Annotated in this window: 18 protein-coding genes and 1 pseudogene; 12 read left to right on the top strand and 7 right to left on the bottom strand. The window is 72.5% G+C overall.

Annotated features, from left to right (window positions below; translation table 11 throughout):
• Positions 1 to 2: 2 nt before the first annotated feature.
• Complete coding sequence (locus ABD198_RS06415) at positions 3 to 1001, top strand: carbohydrate ABC transporter permease (protein WP_343998403.1); 999 nt, start codon at positions 3 to 5, stop codon at positions 999 to 1001.
• 146 nt (positions 1002 to 1147) lie between these two features.
• The gene (locus ABD198_RS06410) at positions 1148 to 1912 is read left to right on the top strand and encodes a carbohydrate ABC transporter permease (protein WP_343998418.1); all 765 of its coding nucleotides are present in this window, start codon (positions 1148 to 1150) and stop codon (positions 1910 to 1912) included.
• Positions 1913 to 2060: 148 nt separating this feature from the next.
• Here the strand turns inward: ABD198_RS06410 and ABD198_RS06405 are convergent, their stop codons facing one another.
• Positions 2061 to 2267 carry a DUF5999 family protein gene (locus ABD198_RS06405; RefSeq protein WP_167996991.1) on the bottom strand — a complete coding sequence of 69 codons (207 nt, stop codon included), beginning with the start codon at positions 2265 to 2267 and terminating at the stop codon, positions 2061 to 2063.
• 313 nt (positions 2268 to 2580) lie between these two features.
• Positions 2581 to 3165, bottom strand: a complete 585-nt coding sequence (locus ABD198_RS06400; RefSeq protein ID WP_343998402.1) for a hypothetical protein — start codon at positions 3163 to 3165, stop codon at positions 2581 to 2583.
• Positions 3166 to 3727: 562 nt separating this feature from the next.
• On the opposite strand from ABD198_RS06400, the gene ABD198_RS06395 reads away from it, so the two are divergent.
• Both ABD198_RS06395 and ABD198_RS06390 read left to right on the top strand, forming a co-directional pair.
• Positions 3728 to 5245: a glutamate-cysteine ligase family protein gene (locus ABD198_RS06395; RefSeq protein ID WP_343998401.1), complete on the top strand. Its 1518-nt coding sequence runs from the start codon at positions 3728 to 3730 to the stop codon at positions 5243 to 5245.
• 124 nt (positions 5246 to 5369) lie between these two features.
• Entirely contained in the window at positions 5370 to 6173 is an 804-nt protein-coding gene (locus tag ABD198_RS06390; protein ID WP_343998400.1) for a CPBP family intramembrane glutamic endopeptidase, read from the top strand.
• A 44-nt stretch (positions 6174 to 6217) separates the two neighbouring features.
• Here ABD198_RS06390 and ABD198_RS06385 read toward each other — a convergent pair whose 3' ends face one another.
• Positions 6218 to 7027 carry a PhzF family phenazine biosynthesis protein gene (locus ABD198_RS06385; protein ID WP_343998399.1) on the bottom strand — a complete coding sequence of 270 codons (810 nt, stop codon included), beginning with the start codon at positions 7025 to 7027 and terminating at the stop codon, positions 6218 to 6220.
• A 115-nt stretch (positions 7028 to 7142) separates the two neighbouring features.
• Positions 7143 to 7433 carry a hypothetical protein gene (locus ABD198_RS06380; protein ID WP_343998417.1) on the bottom strand — a complete coding sequence of 97 codons (291 nt, stop codon included), beginning with the start codon at positions 7431 to 7433 and terminating at the stop codon, positions 7143 to 7145.
• A gap of 33 nt (positions 7434 to 7466) precedes the next feature.
• Here ABD198_RS06380 and ABD198_RS06375 point away from each other — a divergent pair, with 33 nt between their 5' ends.
• Entirely contained in the window at positions 7467 to 7814 is a 348-nt protein-coding gene (locus ABD198_RS06375) for a hypothetical protein (RefSeq protein ID WP_343998416.1), read from the top strand.
• A gap of 115 nt (positions 7815 to 7929) precedes the next feature.
• Positions 7930 to 8565, top strand: a complete 636-nt coding sequence (locus ABD198_RS06370; protein ID WP_343998398.1) for a PadR family transcriptional regulator — start codon at positions 7930 to 7932, stop codon at positions 8563 to 8565.
• A gap of 92 nt (positions 8566 to 8657) precedes the next feature.
• Here the strand turns inward: ABD198_RS06370 and ABD198_RS06365 are convergent.
• A pseudogene (locus ABD198_RS06365) lies at positions 8658 to 8845 on the bottom strand (hypothetical protein).
• Positions 8846 to 9044: 199 nt separating this feature from the next.
• Here ABD198_RS06365 and ABD198_RS06360 point away from each other — a divergent pair.
• From ABD198_RS06360 to ABD198_RS06350, 3 genes are all read left to right on the top strand, one after another.
• Positions 9045 to 9659, top strand: coding sequence for a Clp protease N-terminal domain-containing protein (locus ABD198_RS06360; protein WP_343998397.1), 615 nt, complete (start codon positions 9045 to 9047; stop codon positions 9657 to 9659).
• A 139-nt stretch (positions 9660 to 9798) separates the two neighbouring features.
• Positions 9799 to 10797, top strand: coding sequence for an EamA family transporter (locus tag ABD198_RS06355; protein WP_343998396.1), 999 nt, complete (start codon positions 9799 to 9801; stop codon positions 10795 to 10797).
• Positions 10798 to 11036: 239 nt separating this feature from the next.
• A complete protein-coding gene (locus tag ABD198_RS06350; protein ID WP_343998395.1) occupies positions 11037 to 11999 on the top strand; it encodes a DMT family transporter in 963 nt (320 codons plus the stop codon).
• A gap of 77 nt (positions 12000 to 12076) precedes the next feature.
• Here ABD198_RS06350 and ABD198_RS06345 read toward each other — a convergent pair whose 3' ends face one another.
• Entirely contained in the window at positions 12077 to 12547 is a 471-nt protein-coding gene (locus tag ABD198_RS06345) for a pyridoxamine 5'-phosphate oxidase family protein (protein WP_343998394.1), read from the bottom strand.
• A gap of 146 nt (positions 12548 to 12693) precedes the next feature.
• Here ABD198_RS06345 and ABD198_RS06340 point away from each other — a divergent pair, with 146 nt between their 5' ends.
• On the top strand, positions 12694 to 13383 hold the full coding sequence (locus ABD198_RS06340) for a cysteine hydrolase family protein (protein ID WP_343998393.1): 690 nt from the start codon (positions 12694 to 12696) through the stop codon (positions 13381 to 13383).
• Positions 13384 to 13387: 4 nt separating this feature from the next.
• Here ABD198_RS06340 and ABD198_RS06335 read toward each other — a convergent pair whose 3' ends face one another.
• Positions 13388 to 13867, bottom strand: coding sequence for a Rieske (2Fe-2S) protein (locus tag ABD198_RS06335; protein WP_343998392.1), 480 nt, complete (start codon positions 13865 to 13867; stop codon positions 13388 to 13390).
• A gap of 193 nt (positions 13868 to 14060) precedes the next feature.
• On the opposite strand from ABD198_RS06335, the gene ABD198_RS06330 reads away from it, so the two are divergent.
• Entirely contained in the window at positions 14061 to 14825 is a 765-nt protein-coding gene (locus tag ABD198_RS06330) for a HipA family kinase (RefSeq protein ID WP_343998391.1), read from the top strand.
• Positions 14822 to 15220 carry a DUF3037 domain-containing protein gene (locus tag ABD198_RS06325; protein WP_343998390.1) on the top strand — a complete coding sequence of 133 codons (399 nt, stop codon included), beginning with the start codon at positions 14822 to 14824 and terminating at the stop codon, positions 15218 to 15220. The genes ABD198_RS06330 and ABD198_RS06325 overlap by 4 nt, the downstream gene beginning before the upstream one ends.
• Positions 15221 to 15235: the final 15 nt, after the last annotated feature.

Here is a 15235-nt window from a genome sequence, read left to right as displayed (position 1 = left end):
CGATGACCTCCACGTTCCCGCCGGTGGAGAAGACCGGCCCCCGGACCGACCCGCCGCCCTCGCCCCGCTCCGCGGTGCGCGGGCGCCGGCGGCTGCGCACCCGGAACTGGCTCACCGCCGTCGGCTTCCAGGTGCCCGCGCTGCTGCTGTTCGCCGCGCTGGTGCTGCTGCCGATCCTGTTCGCCGGCTACGCCGCCTTCTTCCGGTGGGGCGGCTTCGGCATGCCGTCCGACTACATCGGCGGCGAGAACTTCACCCGGCTGCTGAAGGACCCGGTGTTCCTGGGCGACCTGTGGCGGTGCTTCCTGCTGGTCGCGCTGTCGCTGGCGCTGCAGCTGCCGTTCGCGCTCGCCCTGGCCGTGATGCTCAATCAGCGCATGCGCGGCCGGGCGGTGTACCGGATGCTGTTCTTCGCCCCGTACGTGCTGTCCGAGGCCATCACCGGTGTGCTGTTCGCCATGATCTTCGCGCCGGGCGACGGGCTCGCCGACCAGTTGCTCGGCAAGGCCGGCCTGGAGGGCCTCGGCGGCGAGTGGTTCGCCGACCCCGACATGGTGATGGCGACCCTGTTCCTGGTGATGACGTGGAAGTACTTCGGCTTCCACATGATGCTCTACCTCGCCGGGCTCCAGGCCGTGCCGAAGGAGCTGACCGAGGCCGCGCTGATCGACGGGGCGGGGCCCTGGCAGCGCTTCCGCAACGTCACCCTGCCGCTGCTCGCGCCGACGATCAGGATCAGTGTGTTCCTGTCGGTGATCGGGTCCATCCAGCTCTTCGACCTGGTGTGGGTGATCACCCAGGGCGGCCCCGACCACCACTCCGAGACGATGGCCGTGACCATGTTCCAGTACGGCTTCAAGCGCTACCAGGTCGGATACGCCAGCGCGATCAGCGTGGTCATGTTCGGCATCAGCCTCGTCTTCGCCCTCGCCTACCAGCGGTTCGTCCTGCGCCGGGACCTGGAGGGTGCCACCACGACCATGCGCGGAGGTGTGAAGTGACCCTCGCAGAGAAGCCGGTGGAGAAGCCTGCGGAGAAGCCCGTGGAGAAGCAGAGCGCGGACACCCGCGGTGAACCCCGGCCCCCGCGCGGCCGCTTCCTGCGGACGCTGTCGCTGCACGTGGTGCTGATCGTGGTGGGCGCGGTGATGGCCGTGCCGCTGCTGTACGCCGTGCTCTCCGGGTTCAAGTCCACCGACCAGCTCTCCCGCAACCCCGTCGGCCTGCCAGACCCGTGGGTGGGCTCCAACTACGCCGGCATCCTGGCCTCCGCGGACTTCTGGCGGCTGGTCGGCAACAGCACCTTCATCGCGGTGGCCACGGCGCTGCTGGTGGTCGCGGTGTCGGCGCTGGCCGCGTTCACCTTCGCCCGGTTCGCCTTCCGGGGGCGGGAAGTGCTGTTCACCCTGTTCACCATGGGGTTGATGTTCCCCTTCGCGGTGGCCGCGCTGCCGCTGTTCCTGCTGCTGCGCGCCATGGGCCTGCTGGACAACCCGCTGGGCGTGATCCTTCCGCAGGCCGCCTTCGGGCTGCCGATGACCATCATCATCCTGCGGGGCTTCTTCCGGCAGATCCCCGGGGAGCTGGAGGAGGCGGCCACGCTCGACGGCTGCGGGCCGTTCGGCTTCTTCTGGCGGATCCTGCTGCCGATGGCCCGGCCGGCCCTGGGCACCGTCTCGGTGCTCGCCGTGGTCACCAGCTGGAACAACTTCTTCCTGCCGCTGCTGGTGTTCACCGAGTCCACCTGGTGGACCATCCCGATCGGCGTACAGCAGTTCCAGGGGCAGTACTCGGCGGACACCGCGCGGGTCTTCGCCTATCTGGTGCTGGCCATGGTTCCCGCGCTGGCCTTCTACTCCGTGGCCGAGCGGCAGCTCGTCGGCGGCCTCACCGCCGGCGCGACGAAGGGGTGACCGGGCTTTCCTCAGCGCCTGCGGCCGTGCCGTCACTGCTTCCCAGCGGCCGGATCACGGTGAGTGAAGGGCGCCGGACATGCGTCGGGGCCGGTCCGCAGTGAGCTGGTGCGGTCCGGCCCCCTTCGTGGTCCCCGGGCGGGGATGCTCAGGCGGTGGTCATCACCTGGGCGGTGCTCCGCGGACGCTGCGGCGCGATGATCCTGCCGTCGGGCAGGAGTTCACCGGTGTCCTCGAAGAGCACGACACCGTTGCACAGCAGGCTCCAGCCCTGCTCCGGGTGGTGCGCCACGAGACGGGCGGATTCCCGGTCGGCGGAGTCTGCTGAGGGGCACGGTGGCTGGTGCTGGCACATGGCTGGGTTCTCTCGCTCTGTGGTGACCTGTGGGTTGGCTGTCGTGTCAGTTGCGCGGCTTGAAGCGTTGTTCATGGCCGCCCCCCGTTGTGATAAGTCGGTCGGAACCAGTGTTGCCCCATGGACGGTTTTCCGCAGGCATTTCGCGGCACCGCTCCTCACCAGTTCATGACGTGTCACCCGTGCGGACGGTTCAGCCCAAGTGCACTGTCACTTCGGGTGGTTCTCGGTGGCCGGATAGGGCTAGTCCGGCCCCGCGGAACGCTCTGCGCACCCAGCCGTGCACAGAGCGTCCCGGGCCGTGTCGGCCGTGTCAGGCGGGAGATCCGAGCAGGCGGGTGGGCGTCACGCGCAGGGTCAGCACCGGCAGGAGTTCGGCGACCCGGTGCGGGCGGTGCGCGGCGATGCCGGGCGGCGCCGGGGCGAGCGGGACGAGCAGATCCGTGGCGGCCGGGTGGCCGGTGGCGCCGTCCGCGGCCGTGTCGCCGTGCAGCCAGAGCGTCAGCATGTACAGGCCGGGCACCGACAGCAGCCGCGGCTGATACGGCTGCGCCATGGCCTCGGCCTGGCGCACCGCCAGCTCGGTGGAGGCGATGTACGGGCCCTCGAAGAACCGGGAGAAGGTCCAGCCGTCGGGGGTGAGCACCGCGTCCGCGGCGGCCACCGCGCGCTCGCTGCCGCGGATCAGGAAGCGCCAGCCGGCCAGCCGGGTCGCGGAGACGCCCTCGGCGGTGATCCGGTCCAGCACATGCACGGGCAGCGGCAGCTCGGGCGTGAGCGGTCCCTGCGCGGCGAGCAGGGACGGTGTTCGGGCCTCGCGGACCGCGGTGGGGGAGGAGAGCGCGGTCAGGACGGAACGCAGTGCGGGCGCGGGAGCCTGGGGGACATGCAGCGGCATGATGGGTCGCCTCTCATTCGAAGGCACAGTGGCGCGAGGGCGTGGCGTGGTGGGGCGTGGCGGACGTCGCTGTCAGCTCGCGAAGGACAGAAGGCAGGGGCCGGGGGTCGGAGCGCGAGGCGGGGGTGAGGCCTTACGAACAACGCCTCGCGGCTGGATCACTCGACCGTGGGCGCCAACCTTCTGCCTTGTGCAGGAAGTTTATACGACACGTGTTCAGACTGTGTTTCGCCTACCTGTTTCCGGGGCAGCGCGCAAGGGTACTTCAGGTCGATGAAACGCGGGCATTCATCCCGATTCCGGGCCGGGTGCACACTCATGACCTCGGAAAACACCGGCCCGGCGGACGGCCAATTGCCGTCGGTGTTTTTCACGAGTTCTCAACCGGCCCGTAACACCCGTTCCGCGGCATGCCCCGTGAATGTGCCGCTGGTCATATCGACCAGGGTAGCGGCGGGCGGCCCGGGGCGGGACGTTATCGATCGCATCCGCTGGGCATCCTTGCTTGTGGACCGGGACCCGGCGGCCGTCTGACGGCCCGCCCATGAGGAAGGACGCTTCGATGGGGGAGAAGGTCGCGGCAGGTCAGTTCGACCTGTCCGATCGCCAGCGCTACCGCGACAAGCTCCGCAGGTGTCTGACGGGCTTGGAGCGACTCCTGGCGGAGAAGCGGTTCGACCGCCCCAAGAATCTCATGGGGCTGGAGATCGAATTGAATCTCGCGGGTGCCGACGGCATGCCGAGAATGCTGAATGCCCAGGTGCTCGAACGCATCGCGAGCCGGGACTTCCAGACGGAACTCGCCATGTTCAATCTGGAAGTGAACATCGCCCCGCACCGGCTTCAGGGGCGGGTATTCGACCGGCTCGCCGAGGAACTGCGGACCTCACTCGCGTATGCCGACCGGAAAGCCCGCGAGGTGGACGCCGGAATCGTGATGATCGGCATTCTGCCGACGCTGGACCGGGACGACCTGGTCTCCTCGAACCTCTCCGACGTCGACCGCTACACCCTGCTCAACGATCAGATCGTGGCCGCCCGCGGAGAGGACTTCAGTCTCGACATCGACGGCGTGGAACACCTGCGCTGCACCTCGAAGTCCATCGCCCCCGAGGCCGCCTGCACCTCCGTGCAGCTGCATCTGCAGGTCACCCCGGCCCGCTTCCCCGACGTGTGGAACGCGGCGCAGGCGGTGGCCGCCGCGCAGATCGCGGTCGGCGCCAACTCCCCGTTCCTGTTCGGCCGTGAGCTGTGGCGCGAGTCCAGGCCGCCGCTGTTCCAGCAGTCCACCGACACCCGCCCGCCCGAGCTGCAGGCGCAGGGCGTGCGGCCGCGGACCTGGTTCGGGGAGCGGTGGATCACCTCGGCGTTCGACCTCTTCGAGGAGAACCTGCGCTACTTCCCGGCCCTGCTGCCCATCTGCGACGACGAGGACCCCCTGGAGGCGCTGGACAAGGGCCGCGCACCCTCGCTCGCCGAGCTGGTCCTGCACAACGGCACCATCTACCGCTGGAACCGCCCGGTCTACGGCGTCGCCGACGGCGTCCCCCATCTGCGGGTGGAGAACCGCGTGCTGCCCGCCGGGCCCACCGTCACCGACGTGGTGGCGAACGCGGCCTTCTACTACGGGGTGGTCCGCGCCCTCGCCGAGGAGAGCCGCCCGGTGTGGTCCCGGCTGCCCTTCGAGGCGGCCGCCGCGAACTTCGACGCCGCGTGCAAGCACGGCATCGACGCCCGCCTCACCTGGCCCCGCCGCGGCCGCTACGGCGGCACCACCGAGGTCGACGCCGTCGCCCTGGTCCGGGACGAGCTGCTGCCGCTGGCCGAGGCCGGGCTGGACGCCTGGGGCATCGAACCGGCCGACCGGGACCTGTACCTCGGGGTGATCGAGGAGCGGTGCCGGCGCCGGACCAACGGAGCGAGCTGGCAGGCGGCCACCTTCCACAGGGCCCTGGAGCAGGGCCTGCCGCGGGACGCCGCCCTCGCCGCCACCACCCGCCGGTACCGGGCCCTGATGGAGCAGGGCGATCCCGTCCACACCTGGCCGATCGGCCTGCCGGAGCCGGTCCCGACGGCCTGACCGGCGTCCCCGCCCTGACCGGCGTCCCCGCCCTGACCGGCGTCCCCGGCCGTCGGCGCACGCACGGCCGCGCCCTTCATACTGATCGGACCTGATCGGACCGGTCGGTGAAGTGGAGGCAGGTGTGCAGGCGGAGGCAGGCCCGGGGGCGGCCGATTCTCATGCCCGGGCAGGGCTGTCGCGGACGGTGCTGCGCAGCGAGATGCTGCTGGTGCTCGCGCTGTCCCTCGGCGCGAGCGGCGTGTCCGCGCTGATCAGCTTCATCGGCTCGGTCACCAAACCGGGGGGCCTGAAGGACCAGGCGGCCACCCTCAACGCCTCGGCCGCGCCCGGCCGCCCCTGGCTCGACCTGGCCTGGCAGCTGTTCGGCATCGCCACCGCCCTGGTGCCGGTCGCCCTCGTCGCCCACTTCCTGATGCGGGAGGGAGAGGGGCTGCGCACCCTCGGCTTCGACCGCACCCGCCCCTGGTCCGACCTGGCGCGCGGCGCGGTGATCGCGGCCGTGATCGGCAGCACCGGCATCGCCTTCTACCTGGCCGCACGCGGCCTCGGCTTCAACCTCACCGTGGTGCCGGAGGCGCTGCCGGAGGTGTGGTGGAAGTTCCCGGTGCTGATCCTCTCGGCGCTGGAGAACGCCGTCGTCGAGGAGGTCATCGTCGTCGGCTATCTGCTGCGCCGGCTCGGGCAGCTGGGCTGGTCGCCGGGGGCCTCGCTGGCGGCGAGCTCGGTGCTGCGCGGCTCGTACCACCTCTACCAGGGCATCGGCGGCTTCATCGGCAACATGGTGATGGGCGTGGTCTTCGTCTGGCTGTACCGCCGCTGGGGCCGGGTGGGCCCGCTGGTGGTGGCGCACACGCTGCTCGACATCGGGGCGTTCGTCGGATACGCGCTGCTGGCGGGGAAGGCCGACTGGCTGCCGACGGCGTGACCGGGACGGGGCGCACCGGGGCGCCCCCGCCGGGAACGGGGCGGTCAGACCAGCAGTTCCCCGTCGATGACGGTCACCGCCCGGCCGCTCAGCAGGGTGCGCTCGCCGTGCAGCCGGGTGCGGACGCGGCCGGAGCGGGCCGAGGCCTGCAGACCGGTGAGGTCGGTACGGCCCAGCCGCTCGGACCAGTACGGGGCCAGCGCGGTGTGGGCGCTGCCGGTGACCGGGTCCTCGTCGATGCCGACGTCGGGGAAGAAGCAGCGCGAGACGTAGTCGTAGCCGCCGGCGGGGTCCGCCGCGCGGGCCGTGGCGATGATGCCGCGCTCGGAGTGCTCGCACAGCGCCCTGATGCCGGGCCGCAGTGCGTGGATGTCCTCCTCGGCCGCCAGCTCGACGAGCAGGTCCCCGACCTGAGGGCCGGTGTCGTACGCGGCCAGCGGCTCGGCGCCCAGGGCCTTCACCAGGCCCTCGGGGATCTCGACGGGCGTCAGCGGCGCCGTGGGGAAGTCCAGGGTGATCGACCCGTCCTCCTCGGGCGTGGCGATCAGCACCCCGCTGCGGGTGGCGAACCGCACCGGCCCCTCATGGGCGCCGGTGGAGCGCAGGACGTGGGCGGTGGCGAGCGTGGCATGGCCGCACATGGCGACCTCGGTGGCGGGGGTGAACCAGCGCAGCGCCCAGTCGGCCTCACCGCCCGCGGGGAGCGGATGGGCGAACGCGGTCTCGGCGTGGTTCACCTCCAGGGCGACGTTCTGCAGCCAGACGTCGTCCGGAAAGGCGTCAAGGAGCAGCACCCCGGCGGGGTTACCGGCGAAGGGACGGTCGGCGAAGGCATCGACGATTCGGATCCGCATGCCCCGACCGTAGGGGCCGCCCGAAGCACCGGGCCAAGGCCAATTCACGAGTGCTGGCCCGGTTGCCGGGGTCCGGCGTCCGACTCGGGCGGGCCGGTCCCGGCCCGCTGACGAGCTACGCGTTCGGCTGCCGGCGGGCCGACTGCTCCAGGGCGGCCTCGTAGGCGTGCAGGGCCTTGATGACCGTGGCGCGTTCCGCGGGGCTCAGATCGCGCATGACACGTTCCCAGGCGGAGGCGCTGCCGGAGAGCCATTCGCCGATCGCCGCGGCGTAGGCGGGGGCGATGGCGACGATGCGGCGACGGCGGTCGGCAGGATCGGCGGTGCGCTGCAGGATGCCCGGCCGTGACAGTTCGCTGACCATGAGGCTGACCGTGGTCGGGGCCACCTCCAGCCGGTCGGCCAGCTCGTTGATGCTCGTGGGGCCGTCGTACTCCAGGTGGGCCAGCAGAGCGAGTCCGCGCTGATCGCCGCGCTGACCGACGCGGTCGTGGGCGTCTACGGCGATTGGGCCCGCGACCTCGTCGGCATCCGCCTGGCCGGGGTTCCCGCGGGGCGCTTCGGGCAGGGCGGCAAGGCCGTGGACACATGCGCCTCGGTGGTCCTGGGTGTCCGTGCCGGCGTCTTCGACCGCCCCGACGCCGCCGAGATCACCGCACGCCTCGGCGCCGCGCTCACCGATGCGATCACGCGGGTCCTCGGCGACGACCTCCGGGCCGGCACCACCGTCGAACTCGTGGCCTCGCCGCCGGAACGCACCTTCGTCGGCGGCGTTCCCGCCGCGTGACCGGACTGTGGCCGATTTCCGCACCGCGCTCGGGCCGGGCCTTGCCGCATCCCGCGTACCGATATATCGTTGAGGCATCGCGACAGATCAACGATGGAATGGAGAGTGGTTGGCGATGCGTACGCACGGTTACGAGCACGGGTGCGGTCACGGCGAGCGGCGCGGCGGTTTCGTCGCAGATGCCGAGCGGCTGCGGGCGGCGTTCGGGCCCTTCGGGCCCGGAGGTCCCGGCGGGGGGCCGGGCTTCGGTCCGGGATTCGGACACGGCCCCTGGGGCGGACGAGGGCGCGGCGGACCGAGGGGCAGGGCACGGCGCGGTGATGTGCGGGCCTCGATCCTCGCCCTGCTGAAGGACCGGCCCATGCACGGCTACGAGATGATCCAGGAGATCGCCGAGCGCAGCGGAGGGGCCTGGAAGCCCAGCCCCGGCTCGGTGTACCCGACCCTCCAGCTGCTGGAGGACGAGGGGCTGATCACCAGTGAGACCGAGGGTGGGGGCGGCAAGCGGCTGTTCTCGCTCACCGAGGAGGGCCGGGCGGCCTCCGAGGAAGGCCCCGAGGCTCCCTGGGAGGAGGCCTCGCGCGGGGTCGACTGGGAGGCGCTCAACGAGATCCGCCAGGCCGGCTTCGGACTGATGGAGGCCTTCGGGCAGGTCTGGAAGACCGGCAGCAAGGAGCAGCGCGAGAAGGCCCTCGCCGTCATCAACGAGGCCCGCCAGAAGCTGTATCTGATCCTCGCCGACGAGCACTGACGGACCGTCACCCCCACGGGGGCCCGGCACGGCGCCCCGCACACGACAGGTGCGGGGCGCCGTGCCGGTGCGGCAGGAGGGGTGCCGGGTCGTCAGCCGATCCGGCGTATGACCGCCGCGTCGAAGATGTCGCACGCGCGGGATGGGGGCCCTCGTCGTGGCAGTGCCATGCCTCCCAGAACAGGTCGGCGAGCAGCGCGTTCACGGGGGCGTGCACGCGGTAGACGTACTGTCTGCCGTCCACCGCGGGCAGGGCCACCAGCCAGCAGCTGCTCTCCATGACCCAGTTGGACCAACGGCGCGGTTCATCGGTTGCCCTCGGGGGCGCGGCGCAAGGCGGCGCGCGCCCCTCGGGGAAGAACGGCCTGATCTCATCCGCAAGGAGGAGATGCCGGGCGGCCGTGTCAGCTTCCTGTGGGACGCCGGAATGCTTCCCGCCGGGGATGACCAGGCTCCCTGGGGCTGATGAGGTGGGGGACGTGCAACCCCGTATCCCACGCCAGTCCGACCGGGAACCGCAGGAGCGGTCCGGCCGGAGCGCGGACAACGATGCCAGGCTCAGCCCGGAGCTGGCTGCGGCCGTCGCCGGTGCCCGCCGCCGGGTGCTCCGGGACGGGGACCGGCAGATCGACACCGCTCATCTGCTGCACTCGCTGCTGGAGAGCGACGCCGAGGTCCGGTCCGTCTTCGGCGACGGCCCGGGGATCGCCCGGCTGCTCGGCTACCTGGTCCAGCGCAGCATCGGCTACGGACTGCGCTGGCAGGGCGGGGTCGAGGACTCCGGCGGCGTTCCCGTGGTGACGGAGGCCGAGGGGTTCTCGCCGCTGGCCGCCGCCTGCATGGAGCACGCCCAGGAGCGCGCCCGGCGCCGCGACGACGCCGCGGTCCGGGGCGTGGACCTGCTCGCGGCGCTCGTCACCGACCCTCAGGCGCGGGCCGTCGAGGTCCTGCAGCGGGCCGGCATCGACCCGCACGATGTGTACACCCGCGTCGAGACGCTCAACGGCCGTCACGAGGACGGGTCGGCGGACCCGTCGCCCGGCGGCGCCGGCGGGGAGTGCCCCGTAGGGCGCCAGGACCCGGCCTCCTGGTGAACGGACCGGCATCCGGGACGCCTTGGTGGCCTGACGCTTCCGCAGCCCCCTCCGCCGCCGCGCGCTGCCCTGCCGTCCAGCCCGTGAGACAGGTGTCATAGGGGGTGACGCTCCTGTCGTCGCCTGTCATCATGGGCCGGTGCATACATCTGTCAGCACCCGGAGCCATCGCGGCAAAGGCATAGGCCTCGGCCTTGCCCTGCTGTCCGCCGTGGCCTTCGGGGGATCCGGTGTCGCGGCCAAGCCGCTGATCGAGGCGGGACTCGACCCGCTCCACGTCGTCTGGCTCAGGGTGGCCGGCGGCGCCCTCGTCATGGTGCCACTGGCGGTGCGTCACCGGGGGCTGCTGCGCAGCCGTCCGGGGCTGCTCGCCGGGTTCGGGCTGTTCGCCGTCGCCGGTGTGCAGGCCTGCTACTTCGCCGCCATCTCCCGGATCCCCGTCGGTGTGGCGCTGCTGGTCGAGTATCTGGCGCCGGCGCTGGTCCTCGGCTGGGTGCGGTATGTGCAGCGCCGGCCGGTGACCCGCGCCGCCGCGGTCGGCGTGGTGCTGGCGGTCGGCGGACTCGCCTGCGTCGTGGAGGTGTGGGCCGGGCTCGGCTTCGACGCCCTCGGACTGCTGCTGGCGCTCGGCGCCGCCTGCTGCCAGGTCGGCTACTTCGTCCTCTCCGACCGGGGCGGCGACGCCGGGGACGAGGCACCCGACCCGCTCGGTGTCATCGCCTACGGGCTGCTGATCGGCGCCGCCGTCCTCACCGTCGTCGCCCGCCCCTGGTCCATGGACTGGCCGGTGCTCGCGGGCAGCGCGGAGATGAACGGCACCCCGGTCGCCGCGTTCGCGCTGCTGGCCTGGATCGTCCTGCTCGCCACGGTGATCGCCTATGTCACCGGCGTCCTGTCGGTGCGCCGCCTCTCGCCCCAGGTCGCCGGCGTGGTGGCCTGCCTGGAAGCGGTCATCGCGACCGTACTGGCATGGGTCCTGCTCGGCGAGCATCTGTCGGCGCCGCAGATCGTCGGCGGTGTGGTCGTGCTGGCGGGCGCCTTCATCGCCCAGTCCTCCGCCCCGGCGAAGGGCTCGGAGCAGCCCGTGGCCGGTGGCGGACCCGAACGGGAGTTGTCCGCTCCGGGGAAGGCGGCCTAAGGTGCTGATCATGCACGCGCGCGCACTTGTTCTTCCGCCCCCGGCCGCCTGAGGCGGGCCCTTCCGTCCCCAGGCCCGGCAGCTCGCCGGGTCTGACGGTGCTGCCCGCAGACGAGGTCCCTGGATTTCGCCGAGCCGGCGCTCCCGTTGAGCGCTGATCCGGCTCGACGTCGCGGAATCCTTCCGAACTTCCGCGCCCCGCCCGCTCGGGCGTGTGCGCGCTTCTGCGGAGAGAACTCGTGTCGAACGCTTCCTCGGCCCTGCCTGTCGGGCGTGGCCTGCTCTATCTGATCGTCGCCGGTGCCGCCTGGGGCACCGCGGGCGCCGCAGCATCCCTGGCCTACCGGGCCGGTGACATGGGGCCCGTCACCCTGTCCTTCTGGCGCTGCGCGGCCGGGCTGGTGCTGCTGCTCGGGGCCCGCCTGCTGCTGCCGCGCGCCCGGACCGCCGGGCCCGAGCCGCTGCGGCGCCGTGCGCTGCGTGCCGCGGCCACCGGGGCCGGGCTCGCCGTCTTCCAGACGGCCTACTTCGCCGCCGTCTCCGCCACCGGCCTCGCCGTCGCCACCGTGGTCACCCTCGGTGCCGGGCCCGTGCTCATCGCGCTCGGGGCGCGGGTGTTCCTCGGGGAGCGGCTGGGAGGCACCGGAGCCGCCGCGGTGGCGGGCGCACTGCTCGGCCTCGTGGTGCTCGTGCTCGGCGGGGGAAAGGCCACGGTGGACGCCTGGGGCGTGCTGCTCGCACTGCTGTCCGCCGCCGGGTACTCGGCGATGACCCTGCTCACCCGCTGGTGGGGCCGCGACGGCCGGACGGACGCCTCCGGGACGACCGTCGACGCCTTCGCCGTCACCAGCGTGCTGCTGCTGCCGTTGGCGGCGGTCGAGGGCCTGCTGCCGCACGCCGACGACCCCGCCCTGCTGGCGGGACTGATCGCCTACATCGCGACCGTGCCGACGGCGCTCGCCTACGGCCTCTACTTCGCCGGTGCGGCCGTCGTCCGGTCCGCCACGGTCTCCGTGATCATGCTGCTGGAGCCGGTGAGCGCGGCGGTGCTCGCGGTCACCCTGCTCGGCGAGCGGCTCACCGTGACGACACTGGCCGGCACTCTGCTGATGCTGGGCTCGGTCGCGGGCCTGGCGATGAGCGAGGCGCGCGGAGCGCGCGGCCGGCCGCAGGCCGAGGCGGCGGACACGGTGCCGGTCTGACCGGGACGAGGTCTTCCCCAATCCGGGCCGCGGTGCACGCGCTCCAGGAGGCGGGCAGGAAGGCCGGGTGCGGCCGGCTACCGCACCGCGCCCAGCTTTCTGAAGTCCCAGGACACGATCTTCTCCGGGGTCAGCCGCAGCCAGGCGTGCCGGCCGTCGTGCGGCATCTCGTCCAGCCCGAAGTTCTTGCGGGCGAACAGCGTCTCGGGGACATCGAGTTCGGCGCACAGCTCACCGGTGCGCGGGATCTCGCCCACGAACTCCACCCGGCCCGACAGCTCCACCCCGCGCAGCTCCTCGTACTCCTCGCCGGTGTCCACCACGACCGCCACCCGCGGATCCCGGCGCAGCTGCGCCCACCGCTTGCTCCGCACCACCGAGTACAGCCACAGCGAGGTGCCGTCCCAGACGAACCACAGGGCGCTGACGTGCGGCATGCCGTCCGCGGACACCGTGGCGACCCGGCAGGTGCGCTGCGTGGTGAGGAACTCGTCCAGCTCACCGGGCGTCATCATGATCTTCCGGCCCCGGCGCTGCGTGGCGGCCATACGTCCCCCTCTTGTTCCCGTCCTGCTCCCACGTCGTGCCAGAGATGATCCTCTGACATCACGTCAGAGAAGGATGAGATGTCTTCCTTCCGCACGCAATCGTGACTAACCTCACCCCGCCCACCAGCCGACGCCCAGGGGGAACCGTGCCGTTGCACACCCAGCTCGGCCACCCGCTCGACGCGGCCGGCACCGCCCTGCTCACCGTCGAGTGCCAGGAGGGCGTCGTCGGACCCGACAGCGCGCTGCCCGAACTCGCCGAGGAGGCCCGCTCCTCGGGCGCGCTCGGCAACATCGCCCGCCTCGTCGCCGCCGCGCACGCACGCGGCGTCCAGGTGCTGCACGCCGTCGCCGAACGCCGCCCGGACGGCCGGGGCGCCGGCCGCAACGCCCGGCTGTTCCGCGCCGCCGAACGGCTCCCGGTACGGCAGCTGACCGGCAGCGCCGCCGTCCGCGTCGCCGCCCCGATCGAGGTCACCGACGAGGACCTCGTGGTGCGGCGGCTGCACGGGCTCTCCCCGATCCAGGGCACCGAGGCCGACGCACTGCTACGCAACCTCGGCTGTCACACCCTGATCGTGACCGGCGTCTCGGCCAATGTGGCCGTGCCCAACACCGTGTTCGACGCGGTGAACCGCGGATACACCGTGGTCGTCCCCACGGACGCCATCGCGGGCGTGCCCGCCGACTACACCCGCGCCCTGATCCGCCACACCCTCGCCCTGGTCGCCACCCTGACGACCACCGGCGAACTGCTGACCCACCTGGCCGGCCCGCCCGGCGAGCCCGGCCCCGCGGAGACCCGCGCCCACCAGTGCCGTACGGTCCGGCACTGACCGCTCAGGCGAGCGTGATGGAGTCCCCGTTCACGGTGATCTCCACGGCGGGCAGCGGCTTGGGTGCCGGCCCGCCCTGCACACTGCCGTCGGCGATGGAGAACTTGCTGTTGTGGCAGGGGCAGTTGATGACCCCGTCGGCGATGCCTTTGACCACACAGCCCTGATGGGTGCAGGTCGCCGAGAACGCTTTGAACTCGCCCGCCTTCGGCTGCGTCACCACCACTTTCTCGTCGGCGAACACCTTGCCGCCGCCCTCGGGGATTTCCGCGGTGGACGCCAGGGCGGCACCACCGGCGGCCGCGTCGCCCCCGCCCGAACCCCCGCCGCCCTGGCCGTCCGAGCCGGCGTCCACCGAGGTGGAGCCGCCGTCGTCCGAGCCGGAGCACGCGGTCAGCGCGGCGGTGAGACCCACCGCTCCGACCGCCGCCACGACGGTCCGACGCGCCGGTCCCGGTGCGGGCTGCTGCGATGCGCTGGTCATGCCGGGGACTTCCTTCCGGTCGGGTTCGCGATCCGGTCTCAGGTACGGCCCGCGGGCCCGCCCCGTTCACGATCTGCCGCAGCCGGACCGGCCGGGAGCAACCGGGAGGCAGGCCGTGCCCGGCCGCCGCACACGCACGCCTTTGGGCCCGAGGCGCGCCCGACCTGCGGGGACACGCCAGTAGCCTGGGGCGATGCTCAAGGAAGTCACCGCCACCCGGTACATCGCGCCGCTGCGCGAGGGCGGCTCGCTGCCGGGACTGATCGAGGCCGACGACCTCGGCACCTACGTCCTGAAGTTCACCGGCGCCGGACAGGGCCGCAAGACCCTGGTGGCCGAGGTGGTCTGCGCGGAACTCGCCCGCCGGCTGGGACTGCGCGTGCCGCGCCTGGTCACCGTCGAGGTCGATCCCGTGCTCGGGCTGGGCGAACCCGACGAGGAGGTGCAGCAGCTGCTGAAGTCCAGCGGCGGCACCAACCTCGGCATGGACTTCCTCTCCGGGGCGCTCGGTTTCGACCCGCTCGCCTTCGACGTGAGCGCGGAGGAGGCCGGGCGGATCGTCTGGTTCGACGCCCTGGTGGGCAACGTGGACCGCTCCTGGCGCAACCCCAACCTGCTGCGCCGGCGCGGCGAGCTGTGGCTCGTGGACCACGGGGCGACCATGATCTGGCACCACAACTGGCCCGGCGCCGCCGCCTTGGCCGCCCGCCCCTACGACGCCGGCGACCACGCCCTGCGGCCCTTCGCCCCCGACGTGGCGTCCGCCGCGGCCGACCTCGCGCCCCGGGTCACCGAAGACCTGCTCGCCGAGGTCACCGCCGAGATCCCGGACGCCTGGCTGACCGGCGAGCCGGGCTTCGACACCCCCGACGAGCTGCGCCGCGCCTACGCCCGGCCGCTGCTCGACCGCGCCCCCACCGTCCACCAGCGCATCCAGGGACTCGGAGGCGACCGATGAGCGGCCGTCGGGCGGGCGACCGCCATGTCTACGAGTACGCCGTGCTGCGCGTGGTCCCGCGCATCGAACGCGGCGAGTGCGTCAACGCCGGGGTGCTGGTGTACTGCCGGCCCCTCGGGTTCGTCGCCGCCCGCACCCATCTCGACGAGGCCAGGCTGCTGGCCCTCGACCCGGACGTGGACCTGGCCGGGGTCCGGGCCGCGCTGCGTGCCGTCGAGCAGGTGTGCGCGGGCGGCGACGCGGCGGGCCAGGCGGCGCGGGACGACGCCGGGCGCCGTTTCCGCTGGCTGATCGCGCCCCGCTCCACCATCGTGCAGCCCGGCCCGGTGCACACCGGGCTCACCGCCGACCCGGCGGCCGAGACGGAGCGGCTGCTCCAGGTGCTGGTGCGGTGACCGGTGCGGTGACCG

The organism is Streptomyces thermocarboxydovorans (assembly GCF_039524635.1).
Lineage (GTDB): Bacteria > Actinomycetota > Actinomycetes > Streptomycetales > Streptomycetaceae > Streptomyces > Streptomyces thermocarboxydovorans.
Note: the sequence above shows the minus strand (reverse complement) of the source record. Positions and strands in the feature narration are given on the sequence as shown.